The 16,564-nt window shown below is 49.8% G+C and carries 15 protein-coding genes and 3 tRNA genes; 5 read left to right on the top strand and 13 right to left on the bottom strand.

Annotated elements, in window-relative coordinates; all coding sequences use genetic code 11:
• Window positions 1-36: 36 nt before the first annotated feature.
• From LI015_RS05710 to LI015_RS05675, 8 genes are all read right to left on the bottom strand, one after another.
• On the bottom strand, window positions 37-1,032 hold the full coding sequence (locus LI015_RS05710) for a dihydroxyacetone kinase subunit DhaK (RefSeq protein ID WP_054354716.1): 996 nt from the start codon (window positions 1,030-1,032) through the stop codon (window positions 37-39).
• 18 nt (window positions 1,033-1,050) lie between these two features.
• Entirely contained in the window at window positions 1,051-1,704 is a 654-nt protein-coding gene (locus LI015_RS05705; RefSeq protein WP_002566428.1) for a class II aldolase/adducin family protein, read from the bottom strand.
• Window positions 1,705-1,726: 22 nt separating this feature from the next.
• Window positions 1,727-2,170 (bottom strand): RbsD/FucU family protein, encoded by a 444-nt coding sequence (locus tag LI015_RS05700; RefSeq protein ID WP_002566429.1) that lies wholly within the window; start codon window positions 2,168-2,170, stop codon window positions 1,727-1,729.
• A gap of 4 nt (window positions 2,171-2,174) precedes the next feature.
• On the bottom strand, window positions 2,175-3,275 hold the full coding sequence (gene mtnA, locus LI015_RS05695; protein WP_002566430.1) for an S-methyl-5-thioribose-1-phosphate isomerase: 1,101 nt from the start codon (window positions 3,273-3,275) through the stop codon (window positions 2,175-2,177).
• Between the two features lie 60 nt (window positions 3,276-3,335).
• Window positions 3,336-4,559 (bottom strand): S-methyl-5-thioribose kinase, encoded by a 1,224-nt coding sequence (mtnK, locus tag LI015_RS05690; protein WP_002566431.1) that lies wholly within the window; start codon window positions 4,557-4,559, stop codon window positions 3,336-3,338.
• A 17-nt stretch (window positions 4,560-4,576) separates the two neighbouring features.
• Entirely contained in the window at window positions 4,577-5,554 is a 978-nt protein-coding gene (locus LI015_RS05685) for an ABC transporter permease (protein WP_002566432.1), read from the bottom strand.
• A 23-nt stretch (window positions 5,555-5,577) separates the two neighbouring features.
• The gene (locus LI015_RS05680) at window positions 5,578-7,113 is read right to left on the bottom strand and encodes a sugar ABC transporter ATP-binding protein (RefSeq protein ID WP_002566433.1); all 1,536 of its coding nucleotides are present in this window, start codon (window positions 7,111-7,113) and stop codon (window positions 5,578-5,580) included.
• A gap of 126 nt (window positions 7,114-7,239) precedes the next feature.
• On the bottom strand, window positions 7,240-8,472 hold the full coding sequence (locus LI015_RS05675; RefSeq protein ID WP_002566434.1) for a substrate-binding domain-containing protein: 1,233 nt from the start codon (window positions 8,470-8,472) through the stop codon (window positions 7,240-7,242).
• A 315-nt stretch (window positions 8,473-8,787) separates the two neighbouring features.
• Here LI015_RS05675 and LI015_RS05670 point away from each other — a divergent pair, with 315 nt between their 5' ends.
• A complete protein-coding gene (locus tag LI015_RS05670) occupies window positions 8,788-9,834 on the top strand; it encodes a LacI family DNA-binding transcriptional regulator (protein ID WP_227124345.1) in 1,047 nt (348 codons plus the stop codon).
• 80 nt (window positions 9,835-9,914) lie between these two features.
• On the opposite strand, the gene LI015_RS05665 is transcribed toward LI015_RS05670, so the two are convergent.
• Entirely contained in the window at window positions 9,915-10,928 is a 1,014-nt protein-coding gene (locus LI015_RS05665) for a 3'-5' exonuclease (protein WP_002566436.1), read from the bottom strand.
• A 299-nt stretch (window positions 10,929-11,227) separates the two neighbouring features.
• On the opposite strand from LI015_RS05665, the gene LI015_RS05660 reads away from it, so the two are divergent.
• From LI015_RS05660 to LI015_RS05645, 4 genes are read left to right on the top strand one after another with little or no spacing between them, the layout of a single operon-like run.
• Window positions 11,228-11,872 (top strand): hypothetical protein, encoded by a 645-nt coding sequence (locus tag LI015_RS05660; protein ID WP_227124298.1) that lies wholly within the window; start codon window positions 11,228-11,230, stop codon window positions 11,870-11,872.
• A gap of 2 nt (window positions 11,873-11,874) precedes the next feature.
• Window positions 11,875-12,426 (top strand): biotin transporter BioY, encoded by a 552-nt coding sequence (locus LI015_RS05655; RefSeq protein WP_002571105.1) that lies wholly within the window; start codon window positions 11,875-11,877, stop codon window positions 12,424-12,426.
• 10 nt (window positions 12,427-12,436) lie between these two features.
• Window positions 12,437-13,630: an acetyl-CoA C-acyltransferase gene (locus tag LI015_RS05650; protein WP_227124297.1), complete on the top strand. Its 1,194-nt coding sequence runs from the start codon at window positions 12,437-12,439 to the stop codon at window positions 13,628-13,630.
• 45 nt (window positions 13,631-13,675) lie between these two features.
• Window positions 13,676-14,929, top strand: coding sequence for an AMP-binding protein (locus tag LI015_RS05645; protein WP_227124296.1), 1,254 nt, complete (start codon window positions 13,676-13,678; stop codon window positions 14,927-14,929).
• A gap of 4 nt (window positions 14,930-14,933) precedes the next feature.
• Here LI015_RS05645 and LI015_RS05640 read toward each other — a convergent pair whose 3' ends face one another.
• The 4 genes from LI015_RS05640 to LI015_RS05625 all read right to left on the bottom strand — a co-directional run bounded on the left by LI015_RS05640 (window position 14,934) and on the right by LI015_RS05625 (window position 16,342).
• Complete coding sequence (locus LI015_RS05640; protein ID WP_227124295.1) at window positions 14,934-16,019, bottom strand: C45 family autoproteolytic acyltransferase/hydolase; 1,086 nt, start codon at window positions 16,017-16,019, stop codon at window positions 14,934-14,936.
• A 71-nt stretch (window positions 16,020-16,090) separates the two neighbouring features.
• Window positions 16,091-16,161: transfer RNA gene (locus LI015_RS05635), tRNA-Cys, on the bottom strand.
• Between the two features lie 15 nt (window positions 16,162-16,176).
• Window positions 16,177-16,248: transfer RNA gene (locus LI015_RS05630), tRNA-Glu, on the bottom strand.
• Window positions 16,249-16,269: 21 nt separating this feature from the next.
• A tRNA-Asn gene (locus LI015_RS05625) sits at window positions 16,270-16,342 on the bottom strand.
• Window positions 16,343-16,564: the final 222 nt, after the last annotated feature.

Genomic DNA, 16,564 nt, shown 5'->3' with positions numbered 1-16,564 from the left:
TATTTCCTCCTTAACCAACCAGATAAGTATTACCGGTTACACCTGGGTGTAAAACGGCGTATGGACAGGCATGTCAATCCACTGCTTCATCTCCTGGTCTGCCATGCGGCAGATGGATATGGAAGCTCCGGCCATCTCCATACTGGTGGCATATTCTCCCACAAAGGTGCGGTACACCTTAATTCCCTTTTCTTCCAGAATACGGTGCACGCTTCCCGACAGAATATACAGCTCCTCCTGGCTGGTTGCTCCCAGGCCATTAATCAGCAGGCAGACCTCCTCACCCGGATTCAGGGGCATATCTCCCAGTATCTCCCCCACGGATTCCTCTGCCAAGTCATTCGCTGTCTTAACCGGACCGTTCCACACTCCGGGCTCACCGTGGATTCCCATGCCAAAGGCCATCTCGTCCTCTGCCAGGGTAAAGTTGGAATGGCCGATTTCCGGGATGACGCAGGGCGTCAGGGCAAAACCAACGGTTCTGGTATTTTCCTTTGCCTTTTTTGCCGCGTCCAATACTTCCTCCAGCGTTCCCATCCGGGCAGCCATGGCCCCTGCGCATTTATACATGAAGAAGATTCCGGCCACTCCCCGGCGAACCTGGGCGTCTTTATTGGAGAGCACATCATCCGCTCCCACGATGCTTGCAGTCCTGATATCATCCATATCCAGCATCTCAGCCGCCATATCAAAGTTCATAATGTCCCCTGTATAATTCCCATAGAGGAACAGGACTCCTGCCCCGGCCTCCACTTCCTTGGCCACATTGTAAATCTGTTCCGAAGAAGGCGACTGGAACACACCGCCGACCCCGCAGCCGTCCAGCAGGTTCTCACCCACATATCCAAGGAACAGCGGCAGATGCCCGGTGCCCCCGCCGGTAATGATTGCCACCTTTCCCTGTTTCTTTTTTGCCGTACAGTAGCAGCGGAGGTCATCCTCCACATATTTCACCATATCCGGATGGGCAGCGTAGATCCCGCGCAGCATATCATCCGTATATGCTTCCGGGGCATTTATTATTTTCTTCATAGAACCTCCTAAATCCTTCTAAAGAATGATTTCTTTTGGATAAGCCCACTTCTGCAGTTCCTCCACCGGCAGGGCATGTGGTTCTGCCCCGTTTCCGGCGGCCAGAGTGATATAATACATCTCCGCGATTTCCTCCACGTACTGGGCCTTTAAGAATGCCGCGTCCATGTCCTTATCCGCTGCAATGGCGCCGTGGCTCTCCATGAGACAGCAGTCATACTCCTTCATCACTTCCGCCACCTTCTCAGCCAGGTCCACGGTTCCGGCCCGTCCATAAGGCGCCACGGGAACTGTTCCCGTCTTGCCCAGGTAGGCGCACTCATAAACAATGGGCATAATAGGCTTATTCATGATGGAAAACGCAGTGGAATAGCGGGCGTGTGTATGCACGATTGCCCGGATATCCTTTCTTTCCTTATAAATATACAGGTGCATCATGGCCTCGCTGGAAGGCTTGACCTCTGCCGCCCTCTCAATCACCTTACCGCTAAGGTCCATGACGCAGACGTGTTCCGGCCCCAGCACATCCCTGGCCACACCGCTGGGCGTTATCACCACATATCCCGTCTCCGGGTCATAGATGCTGAAATTGCCTGATTTGTGCCTGCACATGCCCAGGCGCTCCGCCTCCTTTGCAACTGCAACCACCTGCTCCTTTAATATATCAAGCATGTAAAATCCCTCCGCTCTGCCGTTACAGGCATCCTTTCTGTATCATAATGCAGGCATAAAATGCCGTCTCTGAGGTGGATACCACCGCATAGGCATCCTTTGCCGCGTCATAGAACGCGAACCGGTCCAAAAAGCCCACTGCATCTGCGCCGCGTTCGTCATGTTTTGCCACAATATCCGTAAACTCGTCCCAAACAGGGCACTTAAGGTCACGGTGCATTTCCATTTTATCCATGATGGTAACGGGTTTCTCCACAAAGCCGTCCAAAGGCATCAGCTGCAGGATGGCGTCCAGCATGTCTGTGGCCCGGTGCCCGTCGCACCGGATATTAATATGATTCTTCTCTGCCGCAATGGATGCAGCCGGAAAATTGGCATCCCCGATAACCAGGGTATCCCCGTGCCCCATCTCATGCAGAACCTTCAGCAGCTCAGGCGAAATGCTTGCAGGTACTCCACTCAGCATATGCTTACCTCCCTATTCCCAAGGCTTCAAACGCCTTGTCATATGGCGCGCGGCACATCCCCTTCTCCGTAATGATGCCCGTAATCAGGGAGTGGTCGGTCACGTCAAAGGCAGGATTGTATACATTGATTCCTTCCGGAGCCATGCGCTCCTTATACCACATCTCGGTCACCTCATCCGGGCTTCGCATCTCAATGGGAATCTGGTCGCCTGTCAGTGTATCCATATCAATGGTAGAGGTCGGCGCGCACACATAGAATGGGATTCCATAGTGCTTTGCCAGAATGGCCACACCGCTGGTTCCTATCTTATTGGCGGCATCGCCGTTTCTGGCCACCCGGTCGCAGCCCACAAAGATAATGTCAATTTTTCCTGATTTCATCAGTATGGACGCCATGTTGTCGCACTGCAGGGTGGTGGTGATGCCGGCATTGTACAGCTCGAAGGAGGTGAGGCGGGCGCCCTGGAGAAGCGGCCTTGTCTCATCACAGTAAACATGCATATCTGTTCCCGCCCATCCCTTTTCCAGGGCAATATACATGGGCGCTGTAGCTGTCCCGTACTTGGCCGTGGCCAGCGTTCCTGCATTGCAGTGGGTCAGAATACCGATCTCCTTCCCCTCCTTTTTAAGCTCTTTCAGCAGTCCAAAGCCAATCTCCCCGATACCGCGGCTGATTTGGATATCCTCCTCGCGAATCCTATCCGCCTCCTCAAAGAGCAGCTCCTTGATTGCAGCCACGCCCCTTTCCTTGTTGGCAATCACAGCCGCCTCCATACGGTTTAACGCCCAGAACAGATTGACAGCCGTTGGCCTGGATGAAGCCAGATAATCCTTTAATTCCTTAAACCGGCTGTAGAACGCGTCATACTGGTCCTCGGCAATGCCCGATGCCAGCAGGGCAATTCCATAGGCAGCCGCAGCGCCGATTGCAGGAGCGCCGCGCACTCTCAGCTTCTTGATTGCCTCCCATATTTCCTCTTTCGTATTCAGATGAATGCGCTTAATGGTACCCGGAAGAAGCGTCTGGTCTATGATGTCCAGCGAGCTTCTGTCCTCTCTCATTCTGACCGTGATTACCTGGTCAAAAAATTCCTCTACCGTCATGGTTTTTATGCCTCCTTCTCTACTAAACCTGTATAATCCCTTTTTATATCCCAACCGTGCCTAAAGGGTCTTTTGGGCTGCTTCCTTTGCCCTTAACACCGCCGCAACGTAATCGGCGCCGGTCCGGAAGGCTCCCTGGTTCATGATATATTCCTTGCCTGCCAGTATATTGATGCGCTCCGCAAGGAGACGTTTCTTTTCATCCTGGATGGTGGTCACATCCACCACATTGGCCATGCCCACGGTCCTGCGGTGCAGCTCTGTACCTGCATAACCGGCGGTATCCTTAAGGATTCCGTCAAAATACCACTCCTTAAAACCCTTTACCTTAGCCATTGGCTCTGTCACTGCCTCGTCATATTTCCTGCCAAACTTCTCTATAAAGAGGTCCACTGTCTCTTCAATGGTCTTAAGACACCAGTCGCAGAACGGTCCGTCGTCCGTGGAAAGGCCGTTGTCATATGCGAATATAAGGTTAGCCACCACATTTCCCACATCATAACCCATAGGCGCATAGGTTCCGAATTCACAGTCAAATATCTTTGTTGAATCCTGGCGTATAAAGATGGAGCCCGTGTGGAGATCGCCGTGCAGAAGGGCCTGGGCGTCTGTCATAAAACGAAATTTAAGCTTGCTCACCTCCAGGTGGAGCGCCTCGTCCTCATAGAGCTCCTTCTTCACAAAATCCCGGTTAGGCGCATATACATTGTTCCTGTTATACAAATCCATATAAGGTTCCATGAGCACAAGTTTTTCCGTGATATCACACAGGTCCGGCGAGATGAATTTTTTCACCAGCTCCTTCTTCTCCTTGTGGTCCATGACCACATCGCTGCTCAAAAGCAGGGTGTTGACCATAAAGGTGGATACGTCCTCAGCAAACCCGGGGAAGGTCTCATGCTTTAACATGGCGTCACGCATGACAGCATAATCAGAGCAGTCCTCCATACCGCAGGCGCACATAACGGTGTCAAAGAAATACACATGAGGCACCATTCCCGGCGCATACTGGTCCTCCAGCATAAGGATTTCAGACTCCAGGCGGTTTCTGTCCCTGGATGGTTTTATATCCTTGGATATCCTGGCCTCGGATCCGGCCTGTTTGATGTAGATGGAATGGCCCTTGCCGTCCCATACACGGTATACATAGTTCAGGTTGCCATGGGAAGGAGGAACCACTGCCTCCATGGAATCGCGGTCCCAGGGAATTTCTGTTGTCTTCTCCAGTGTATACTCAATGACATCCCCCACGTTCATCTGAAAATAATGATCAAATCTTGACATATGTAGTAACCTCCTGATTAATCTTCTTTTTTAGACGCATAAGCTGCAATAAGCGCAAGTGCCAGGACAGCACCCTTTACTGCCGGCAGAACATAGAACGGAACCGCGCAGATGGTAAGTCCGTTCTCCAGTGTGGAAACCAGCATGGCGCCTATCATGGTTCCCAGTGCATTGGGCTTCTCAGCGCCGCCCACGGTACGTCCCACGAAAACAGCTGCCAGTGACGGCATCAAATAGTTATCGCAGCACATAACCTGGGCCGAGCTTCCCCTGGATGCCACCAGAATACCGCCGATGGCGATGAACACTGCTGTAATCATACCGGCCAGATAGCGGTATTTCTTTACATCAATACCAGACAGCTTTGCAGCTTCCTTATTGCCGCCCATAGCGTAGAGATACCGGCCATGCTTGGTAAAGTTAAGGAAAAGATAGGCCACAAGCACACAGCCCAGCATGATAATAATGATCCACGGAGCGCGTCCGATGGCTGAAAATGATTCTGAAAGCGCGGTACGTGCAGGAGCCGCTCCCCAGGAAGTCTTCATGCCGGTGGAGACAGCGCCTCCGCCTATATACCACTGTCCGATTCCCTGATGGACAAACATCAGGGCGCAGGTGGCAAGCATATCCGGAATCTTGCACACAAGAATCAGGAACATGGTCAGCTGGTACATAACCAGAGTAGCCAGAATACAGATAAGAATTGACATTCCTAATGACTGTCCCAGCCAGAGATATGCAGACACAAACACATACGCGGAACAGCTGGCCAGTGTTCCGGCCGACATGTCAAAACCATCCGGCGCCATGGTGATGGTGGCCGCTATACCAAACACCGTATTAATGGCCATTGCCCTGAGAATATTCACCATATTGCTTGTTGACATAAAGGAATTGCCCTTATAGGCTGTAAATGCAACAAAGCAAACCATCAATGCCAGGACCGCAGCCCAATCCACTAAAAACCTCTTAATATTTGTACGACTTTTCATCGCTACCGTATCCCTCCTGTCTATTATTTCCCGTTCTTATTGTCTTTCCCGCCAACCGAGTAGTACATGATTTCGTCCTCCGTGGTATTAGCGGTTTCCAGCTCTGCCATGACCGTACCGTTGTACATGACATACATGCGGTCTGTCAAAGACAGCAGCTCCGAGTTTTCACAGGAAGCATAGATAACACAGTTTCCCTGTTTCGCAATTTCATTGATCAAATGGAAAATGTCCTGCTTTGCACCCACATCCACTCCCTTTGTGGGTTCGTCAAATATGTATACATCGCAGTCCGCCGCAAGCCATTTTCCCACGGCTACCTTTTGCTGGTTGCCGCCGGAAAGATTCTTGACCTGCTGCCTCACGCTCGGCGTGGAAATCCCAAGGTCCTTTACAAACCGCTTCGCATTGTCGTCCACTTTCCGCCTGCGGATAAAAGGTCCTGTGCAGAACCGTGAAAGACAGGCCGCCGATAAATTAAAGCTTACATTCTCATTTACCAGAACGCCTTCCTTTCTCCGTTCCTCCGGTACCAGAGCCATCCTGTTCTTTACTGCCCCGGAGGGATTTGCTATCTTTAACTCCCTGTTCTTCAGAAGGACTTTCCCGCCTGTCTTTTTATATGCACCGAAGATGGTCTTGCAAAGCTCGGATTTTCCGGCTCCCACCAGTCCGGCGATTCCTACCACTTCGCCCTTTTTCACCTGTATGGACACGTCCTTTACCTTGCCGCCTGCGCCGGATAAGTGTTCTGTCTGAAACAGCACGTCTCCAATCTGGCAGGCTTCCTTTGGGAAGTTCTCCTCGAACTTGCGCCCCAGCATCTTCTCCACGATTTCCTTAGTGGTAGTCTCCCCTGTAACCGGTGTGGTGTCAATCATTTTGCCGTTTCGCATCACCGTATAATTCTCGCAGACCTCCAGGATTTCATTTAACCGGTGGGAAATAAAAAGAATCGCAATATTTTCCGTTTCATGCAAATGCTTGACAATCCGGAACAGTTCCTCTGTCTCGGTATTGCTTAATGGCGCGGTCGGCTCGTCAAGAATCAGGAAATTACATTCCGACCGGATGGCCTTTGCTATAAGCACCATCTGTTTCTGGGCCAGGGACAAGTTCTGAACCAGTTCGTGTTCATCCACCTGGTCGCGGCCGATATGCAGCCGGTCCAGGGCCTCGCGCCCCTGCTTGTATGCTTTTTTCCAGTTTACAATATAGCCGCTCTTTCCCATGACCATATCGTTTTGTACAATGTTCTCCGCAACTGATAAGGTGGGATACAGCGCCATATCCACTTCCTGATACACAATCTGGATTCCAAGTTTCTTGGCATCCACCGGTGTCCTTACCTCCACCTTTTTTCCATTCAGCAGCACTTCTCCGGTATAAGTGGAGTTTGCCCCTGCCAGCACCTTCATCAAAGTTGATTTCCCCGCTCCGTTGGCGCCCACGACTGCCCGGATTTCACCGGTGGTCACCTCAAAATTAATGTCATCAAGTGCTTTGACGCCCGGAAATTCAATGGAAACATGTTTCGTCTCTAATTTAATCCTATCCATGGAGTCCCTCTTTTCAGCGATACAATCTTTTTAAAAAAGGGAAACGCAGGCCAAAACCCGCGCTTCCCAAAAAAACGATTGCCTGTGGTTTTGTGTTCTAAAAAAACCTCGTTTTTTACTGGCCGCTTATTTGTGAATCAAATCCTTTGGCATCCAGTCTGCAGCAGACAGATAATCCAGATTTCCGTATGTCTCGCCGGCAATATTGCCCAGATTCTCAACGGTGGAATCTGACTTAAGCGCATCCGCCTTGATTGCAGTGCCGGGAACTTCAACTACATCCACGCCGCTCTCGCCGGTTGCAGGGTCAAAAATCTTATCATACTGGTCTGCCAGCTCCAGCATCAGGATACGCATACCAATCTCGCCGTTCATGGTCCAGTCGGTTGTTCCTGCTGCGGTCCAGATGTCAGGACGGGTCTGCATGTTGGTCACGTCAACCGGGTCAATATCAACAGATGCCATGGGAAGCGCGTCGCCGTTCTTGCCGTTAAAGTTGTCATTCTCAGCAATTGCGTTGTAAACGCCCTGGCCGTATAAGTCATAGTATGCAATGACGCCGTCCACATCCGCTCTGTTCACGCCCTGCAGATATGCAGCAGTCACTGTGTTTGCCGAGTCAACAGAATCCTGAAGAGGCTGTACCTCGCCTACAGTCACGATCTTACCGGCTGCCTCATACTCCTGCCAGCCAACCTCGCGGCGGTCAAATGGGCTGTTGTAGTTAGGACCTCTCCAAACCTTAATCAGACGGACACCTTCTCCATACTTTTCAATCATCTGGTCCAAAAGAACGGTAACCAGGGACTTATCCTGCTGGAACATCTGGGTAACGCCCGGAAGCTTCTGATACTCTCCGTCGGAGTAGAACTGTGTGTCAAAGGTAACAATCTTCATATCCGGATACTGCTCTGTGATTTCCTTAAGAAATACATAGGAACCGTCCTGATTGCCGTGGCTGACCAGCAGTCCGTCATATCCTGCGGATGCGCAGGTACGGATGGTATCCTGCCACTTGTTGAAGTCACCGTCACAGAAGAAGAAATCAAACTTTACATCCAGGGCATCGCAAAGAGATGCACAGGAATCTTTCCACATCTGGAAAATAGTTGCGGAAGGCAGAAGCATGATATAGGCCACCTTCTTACCTGCCACCGGATTCTCTGCTGCAGCCGGCGCCGCTGTGGTATCTGCCGCTGCCTCTGCTGCCGTGGTCTCCGCCGCTGCTGCGGTGGTTTCTGCCGCCTTAGTCTCTGCTGCCGTGGTGGATGAACCTCCCGAGCCTCCGCAGCCTGCCAGCAAGGATGCTGCCATAGCAGCCGCTGCAATTACGCTGACAACTTTTTTCATTTTTCTCATTTACTCTTTCCTCCTTTTTGTTATTGATATTGTTTACTAAACAATATGTGTGCCTCGTTCTTTGTGTTAACTAAATAGTACAACGATTTTTCTTCAATGTCAATATGTCTTTGGTGTTTTTGTTATAATTTTCCATAAATTATTGTTTTTATTGTGCATTTTAATTGTTCAAATCAATAAACGACCCTATTTTAGCCGTTTTTGTATTTATTTTTGTTTAGTAAACATTCAATTTTATATATTGAATTGACCCAGTTTCAACCCTGTGTTATAATTCAAATTATAGTATGATTAGTAAAACACATGGATTGTTCAATTATGTTTAATTTAACGTCTGCAATCCGGAAAGAGAGATTTCATATGACCGTCAGAGAGCTGGCCAAGCAGATTGGCGTTTCACCCGCAACCATTTCCATTGTGTTAAACGGAAAAAAGGGAGTCAGTGAGGATACACGAAAGAAGGTGTTGGATGCGGTAAAAGCCTGCCAGTACATGCCTCCTGCCCGTAAGCCCAAAAGCGGCAAGAACGTGCTCCTGGTAAAATACTATAAAAGCGGTATGCTGGTGGAGGAAAATCAGGGATTCATCTCCATGATTATTGATTCCATCGAGGAACAGCTCCGTGCGGAGCAGCTGGGTATGACCATGACCGTGGTCAAAACCGGTTTAAAGTCAGCCCTTGATTCCATTGATTACAGCAAATACTGCGGGATGTTCCTCATTGCAACCGAGGTAATGCGGGATGAATTTTCAGCCCTTGATTCCATTCCCATCCCCTTTGTGGTGGTGGACAACACCGTCCCCAACCATTACTGTAGCAGTGTATGCATGAACAATGCCGAAAATGTCCACATCGCCCTCCAGTACTGCAAAGAATGCGGACATACCGAATTGGGCTACCTGGGCAGTACCACCGGGGCAGAAAACTTTAATGAACGGCACATAGCCTTTCTCAGATATGTAAAAGAATTGAATTTTCAGTTTGACTCTAAAAATGAGTTTCGTGTAAAACCCACCATGCTGGGTGCCCATGACGATTTTTTCAGAATACTGGATCGGAACCCGGTGCTTCCCTCCTGTTTTTTTGCGGAAAACGACACCATTGCCCTGGGCGCCATGAAGGCTCTGAAGGAAAAGGGATACAAAATTCCCAATGACGTATCCCTGATTGGCTTTGACGATATTCCCTATTCCTCCATAAGCTCTCCCACCCTGACCACCATTCATGTACAGAGAAAGATAATGGGTAAGCAGTCCGTCATCCAGCTGATGCAGCTCATAGAGGATCCCCGGTTCATGCCCATGAAGACCCAGATTACGGGAAAGCTGGTGGAACGCTCCAGCGTGAAACATCTGGCATAATCAGACAAAAATCTCCCGGTCTCTCAAACTTGAGGGACCGGGAGATTGTAAGTGCAGCCAGGTACTTGCTCCGTTTCTTTCTATGACACCTTATCCGGCTGGTTCTGTTTGCTTTTCCCCTTCAGGGATTTGGAGGCAGCCTTATGGTGGGCCTTGGCACTGCGCTTTTTCCGGCCGTCCTCCTTCTTCTGGGCCAGAAGCTCCACATCCTGGGCATCCGCCATTTTTGCTGTCTTCACAGCATAAAGGCGGTCATCCTCTGACTTTTTTACCCTTATTTTCCCTTTCACATATCCATGCTCAGGACATACGGCCAGACAGAAATAAAATCTCTGTCCATAGGGAAACCACCTGATCTTCTTGCGCAGCATCCTGCTGCATTTCACGCATTTCATATCTGTTATATCCTTATCTTTAAGGATATCTTCCCTGGAGTCAAATTCTCTGGACACATACTTGGAGTATTCCGGAAAATGCAGCCGGTATTCCTCAGCCTTATTCCTGGGAAGTCCGTAATAATCCACCGACACATAGGTTCCAAACGTCTCCATGTCCAGAACCGAAAGGATGCGGCCGGTATAATAGGCATCGTCCAGCGCCCTGTGAAAAGGCCTCTCCTCCTCCATTCCCTGAATCTGTACCGCCATATCAAGGGATACCTTGTTTTTTCCGTCCCCGTACTGAAGGCAGTAAAGCTTCTGGATATCCAGATATAGAAGGGGCCTGGGAAATGGGTTTGGAAGTTTATGATAAGCCATATTCCTCTGAAGCTCGGTCAAATCCATGGAGCCCCAGGTGCAGAAGCAGTACTCCTCTTCCCCGCACCAGGCAAGGAAACGGTTCATAACTACATCAAAGGGTTCTCCCTCCTGACGCAGCTCCGCCATATCCATGTGTGTTACTTCCGATATCTTAAAATGCATCTTTTTATAAACCTTGGGCCGGATCAGCTTGTGGAACGTTCCTGTCTGTTCAAAATTCCCGTTCAGCTTCACTGCTCCGATTTCTATGATTTCAAAGGGAAGATGCTCCACCGAATCTTCCTTCCCATTGGGACTTTGGTTCCATTCCAAATCAAAAACAATGTAATTCATCTTTTCATCCTGTCATTATACAATCTCAATTTACTTACCTATCTTACCATATCGGAAAGGATATGGAAAGGGGCTTTCTATGTCATTGATTCCCAGTATTGTCAATTCTGTCTCTGTTTCCACCGCGCTAATTGCAGCCTCATGCCATTAGCGAACATGTGGCAATGAATACCTTCCAGCAGGTGCCTGCCAATGATACTTTTTAATTGTTAACCAAAATTCTATTTTATGTTGACAATCAGCCGCTGACTCTCTATAATAAGTAAAATATAATGACAGATTTCAGAGAGGTATCCAATATGATAAAGCTCATACAAGCTGCCTGCCAATGGGGACAAAAGGATTTTGACGGGTGGGTGATTGGAAAGGCCCGGTATTGTATCCACAGCCATTCGGAACCTGTATCATGCGAATCCATACCCCAAAAGGCTGCTCGGGGATATGTCCTGTTGGAAACTACATCATATGATGCCTGCCGCCGGCCCTGCCAGTCTCTTGAAATCTGTCTGGTGGACATTAAGGTTCTCAGGGATTCCTGGGGGACCAAAGCCTCTACTTTTCCTGCCAGCCGGGCTGCTTCCCCTGCCACTTCTGGGTGTATGGCATCTGGATGTATGGCATCTGGATGTATGCCGGGTCAGATGACTATGACCTTCCCCCAGAAATGTCTTGATCGCTTCCTGGCTGATTCCGGGGATTCCAACCCGATTCACCATGGGCCAAATGCAGTCATTCCCGGCCTGTGGATTCTCAGCCGGCTGGAGGAAATGTACGGCTCCCACAGACCTGCAGAAACTCTGTCCATACGGTTCCTGCGTCCTGTCCATACAGGCGGTTCTGTCCGTCTGGAACAAAAAAACAATATAGTAACAGGAACCATGGGCAGCGCTACCTGTTTTACCATGACCATTCACACATCAGTCCAAACTCAAAAACGGAGGTAATCATGAACCAGAAATTCAACACCGTGGAACTCACAAAAATGGCACTGCTGACTGCATTGATATGCGTTTCCGCTTATATTGTCATCCCCCTTCCATTCACACCGGCCAGCCTTACAGCCCAGACCCTGGTTGTCAACCTTATTGCACTGCTTCTCACTCCCAGGCAGGCAGCATTTACCATGGTCGTGTATATTCTTCTTGGACTGACTGGTCTGCCTGTATTCTCCGGCGCCATGGGCGGTCCCGGAAAACTGTTTGGCCCAACAGGAGGCTATATCATGTCATGGATTCCAGCTGTCATCCTCATGTCATGGTTAAAGGGAACATATTACAGCTTTAAGCGGTATTGCCTGGTGACCATTCTGGTGGGAATGCCGGTAATCTATCTGGTGGGAAGTGCGTATATGAAATTCATAACCGGAATGGACTGGGCAGCTACCTTTACAGCCGCCGTAATCCCGTTTATTCCCCTTGACATTTTTAAATGCTTTGCTGCCGCCCTGATTGCAAAGCCGGTGCAGATAAGTCTGTCAAACGCCCAGCGGGCACGTTAGGGGGACCTATATGGACAAGGTATTCATACTGGGCGGACTCCGCAGCTATATCGGCGTCAGAAACAGCGCATACCGGCATGTCCCCGCCGAGCATCTGGGGGCGGCTGTGTTAAAGGAACTGACCAACCGGTATCAGCCGTCAAAGATTGATATGGTGATCTGCGGCAACTGTGTGGGAGGAGGAGGCAACATTACCCGCCTTATGGCGCTGGAAGCAGGACTTTCAGAATCCATTCCTTCCTTTACAGTGGACCTTCAGTGCGCTTCCTCCCTGGAGGCCGTCATAACAGCCGCCGCCAGGATACAGAGCGGTCTGGCTGATCTGGTAATTGCCGGAGGTTTTGAAAGCAGTTCCACCCAGCCCATGCGCTGCTATAACCCTAACCATCCATACGCTGCTGCCGCCCATGATGATACTCTTTCCGGTAATCCTGCCGGCATTTGCAATGCCCACAGGACGGAGCTTTCCCTGACATACAGCACTGCCAAATTTATTCCCGGCCCTCATCGTGAGGATGTGATGCTGCAGGGTGCGGAAAAGACTATATGCCATTATCATATAACCCCAGAAGAAATGGATGCCTGGGTGCTGGAAAGCCACAGGCGGGCGTACAGAACAGCCCAGGAAGGCCTTCTTGACGGCATTATTGTCCCTGTATATGGTCTTGCCCATGACGAGGGAATCCGCCCCCGCCTGAATCAGCGTCTGCTGGACCGGCTGCCCTGCGTCCTGAAGGATGGCCGGTATCTCAACGCTGCTAATGCCTGTACCATGAATGACGGGGCTGCATTCCTTCTTCTCTGCTCAGAACAGTATCTGAAAAAGCACAAACTCTCCTCCTGTTTCCGCTTTTCTAATGCCTGTACGGTTGGAGCTGACCCTCTTATGAGCCCTGCCTCCGTGCTTCCTGCTGTCAGGGGGCTTTTAGAACGCAGCGGACTCTCAATGGATGACATAGGAGCCATTGAGTGCAACGAGGCGTTTGCTGCCATTGATGTTCTCATCAACCGGGCGTATCCGGATAAGGCATCCCGTTACAATCCATTGGGCGGCGCCCTGGCCTATGGACATCCCTATGGGGCTTCCGGTGCCATTATCCTTCTCCATCTTATGAGATCCATGGAGCTGTCAAAAAGCTGCCGGGGCATCTGCTGCGCGGCTGCCGCAGGCGGAATCGGAAGCGCCATTCTTTTGGAACGGTAATCAGTATCATCTCCCCAAATGTCATACGTCAAAAGGAGTCCTCCCATGAAACATTCTACGGATTATCTCTCTCTGATTCAGTCAATTCCTCCCCACAGGACAGCCCTGGTCGAAAACGGCCGGTTTTATACATACGGCATGCTTACCAGGGAAGCCTGCCGTATCCGTTCCCTGACCCCGGAACCGTCTGTGCCTTCCGCAGCATGGATCAGGGCAGCGTCTGTGCACGGCCAGCTGGTACAGTTTCTGGCGTTAAGCGGTACATCCCATATTCCTGTCATTGTGCCTGCGGACATGAAATATGTTCCTGAATCCCTTATAACAGAGGGAATCCCTGCCGGAGCCTGTATGGGAGTGCTTACCAGCGGTTCAACGGGTCAGCCCAAACTATGGTTCCGTACCCTGGATAGCTGGGCCTCCTTCTTTCCTACCCAAAATGCAATCTTTGGAATGACTGCCCAAACACGGCTCTTTGCTCATGGCAACCTGGCATTCACCGGCAATCTGAATCTGTATCTGTCTCTTCTGTCACTAGGGGCATCCATCATCACTGCTTCCCATGTAAATCCTTTTGTCTGGTGCAGGGAAATAGAGCTTCACCATGCGGACGCCCTCTATCTCATCCCCTCCAAGCTCCGGCTCCTGGCAAAATATATCTCCCATCCCAGCCCTGATATCAAGACCATCCTGGCCGGTTCCCAGAGCCTTGGCCACGGGGATATAGTCCTTTTAAAAGCAGCCTATCCCAACAGCTGCTGTTTCCTCTATTATGGGGCCAGTGAACTGAGCTATGTCACCTGGCTGACAGACCAGGAAATGAATGATAATCCTGCCTGTATCGGCAAACCCTTTCCCGGCGTGGATGTAACCCTCCGTAACGGCGAAATCTATGTGGATACTCCCTATTCCGCCATAGGAATCACGGGACCTTACAGCGTTGGCGATATGGGCTATACAGACCATAAAGGTTATCTGTATTTTAATGGCCGTAAAGACAATGTATATAATATTCACGGAAGAAAAGTCTCAGCTGTAAAAATAGAAAATGCCCTGAACTCCCTGACTCAGATACAGGAAGCCGCTGTTATTCTTCAAAACAATGCCCTGCAGGCCCATGTTGTCCTCACAGTGCCCAATCCTTCCGGCCAGGACGCAGTTTCCCTGCGCCGTATTATAAAAAGGGGGCTGAATGATTATCTGGAATCCTGGGAAATTCCCAGAGATATTATATTCCATGAAAACCTTCCAAAAAACAACAGCGGAAAGACAGTCAAGAGACTGCTCTCCGCAAAAGAATAGATTGCTATTTAAGACTGAATTCATGGGCAGGCTTGTCATACTGCCTCCCGGTAACCACACTGGCTGTAAGGTCCGTGCAATTATATACAATGGACCACTGTGTGGCATTAAGACGTCCTGTTGTCTCAGACACATGCCAGTCCTTAGACGCAGCTTCCAACAGGTCCATAGCCTCCTGCTCATCCCTAACAATGCCGGCACATTCTCCCAATGCCTGTTCCAATATCTGATAACGGTCCTGTCCATTTCCAAAATTAAATTTCTTCTCTGACAGCAGGAAATTCGTTGCAGCCTGGTAATCTCCTTTTTTTCCGATAACTTCAAATTCATTATCAATATACTCTGCCACCGCACTGTTGCCCAGTGCATCTGCCAGCTGGAAGTGGTAGCAGCTCCCGGCCGACGAGTGCATGTCGTATTGTGCCAGTAGTTCCAGGGCCTCATCCACATTGGCGGCCTTATCCAGCATAAGACGTATAGCCGTGGTGGTGGTAATATCTGTTTTTCCCGTATCCTGGTTTGTAGGCTCATCGCCAATGCGCAGAACAGCCACCGCCAGCCCCTTTTCATTCACACCGTCCAAAGGGGCATAGGGCGCTGCCAGCGTTATAATTTTGCGTTTCAATGTATCCGGCAGCTTGTCCTCTCCAAACCCCAGAAATGCCAGGTTGACTGTTGACATGGAACGATAACCGTTGGCTGGCTCTGTTAATACGAACATGGCCGGCGAATACGTCAGATCAAAATTACGGCCGAATATGCGGGCCCCGTCCTCTGTCTGTGCGCTGAAGGTAGAGCAGCCTAAGTCAGGAATAGAAAATTCCAGCGGAATTCCCTTTAACAGACGATTCGTCACAAATTCCACCAGCTCACTGTCACTGCTGGCCCCTGTCTCCAGAAATTCATCAAATCCATAATCCCCATCATACTTCATGGTATACAGCACATTGTCATCCACCTTTTTAAGCGAGTGCAACGTCTTTAACTCATGCCGGAACAGGAATGCCCCTCCTGCCGCTGCAATAAGAATCACCGCCGCCAGGCCTGCCAGTAAAATTGACAGCCACCTTTTCATCTTCCTTGTCCTCATGGTATTGCCTCTCCCTGCTTTTTGTTTTTAACTAAAATAAAAAGAACCACATATACGTGATTCTTTCTGAGAGGCGACGACCGGAATCGGACCGGTGATAAGGGTGTTGCAGACCCGTGCCTTACCGCTTGGCTACGTCGCCATATTAACTTATAAATGACCCCAAGGGGATTCGGACCCCTGTTACCGCCGTGAAAGGGCGATGTCTTAACCGCTTGACCATGGGGCCTTGCATATATAAATTAAAAAACTCCCCGAGTAGGACTTGAACCTACGACAGCGCGGTTAACAGCCGCGTGCTCTACCGACTGAGCTATCGAGGAATAGGCTGATGCTCTCCGATTTCCTATTATACATGATAATAAAAAATTCATCAAGTACCTTTTGAAGATATTATATGAAAAACCTGCATTAATTATGCAGGTAATACATACCTTCAAAACCACATATTGAATTCCGATTGTTTACAAACCTTTTTCCCTTAACCTTCTGGATAAGCCCTCGACCGATTAGTATTAGTCAGCTCCGTACATTACTGCACTTCC

Source organism: Enterocloster sp. 210928-DFI.2.20, assembly GCF_020554465.1.
Taxonomy (GTDB): Bacteria; Bacillota; Clostridia; order Lachnospirales; family Lachnospiraceae; genus Enterocloster; species Enterocloster bolteae.
Note: the sequence above shows the minus strand (reverse complement) of the source record. Positions and strands in the feature narration are given on the sequence as shown.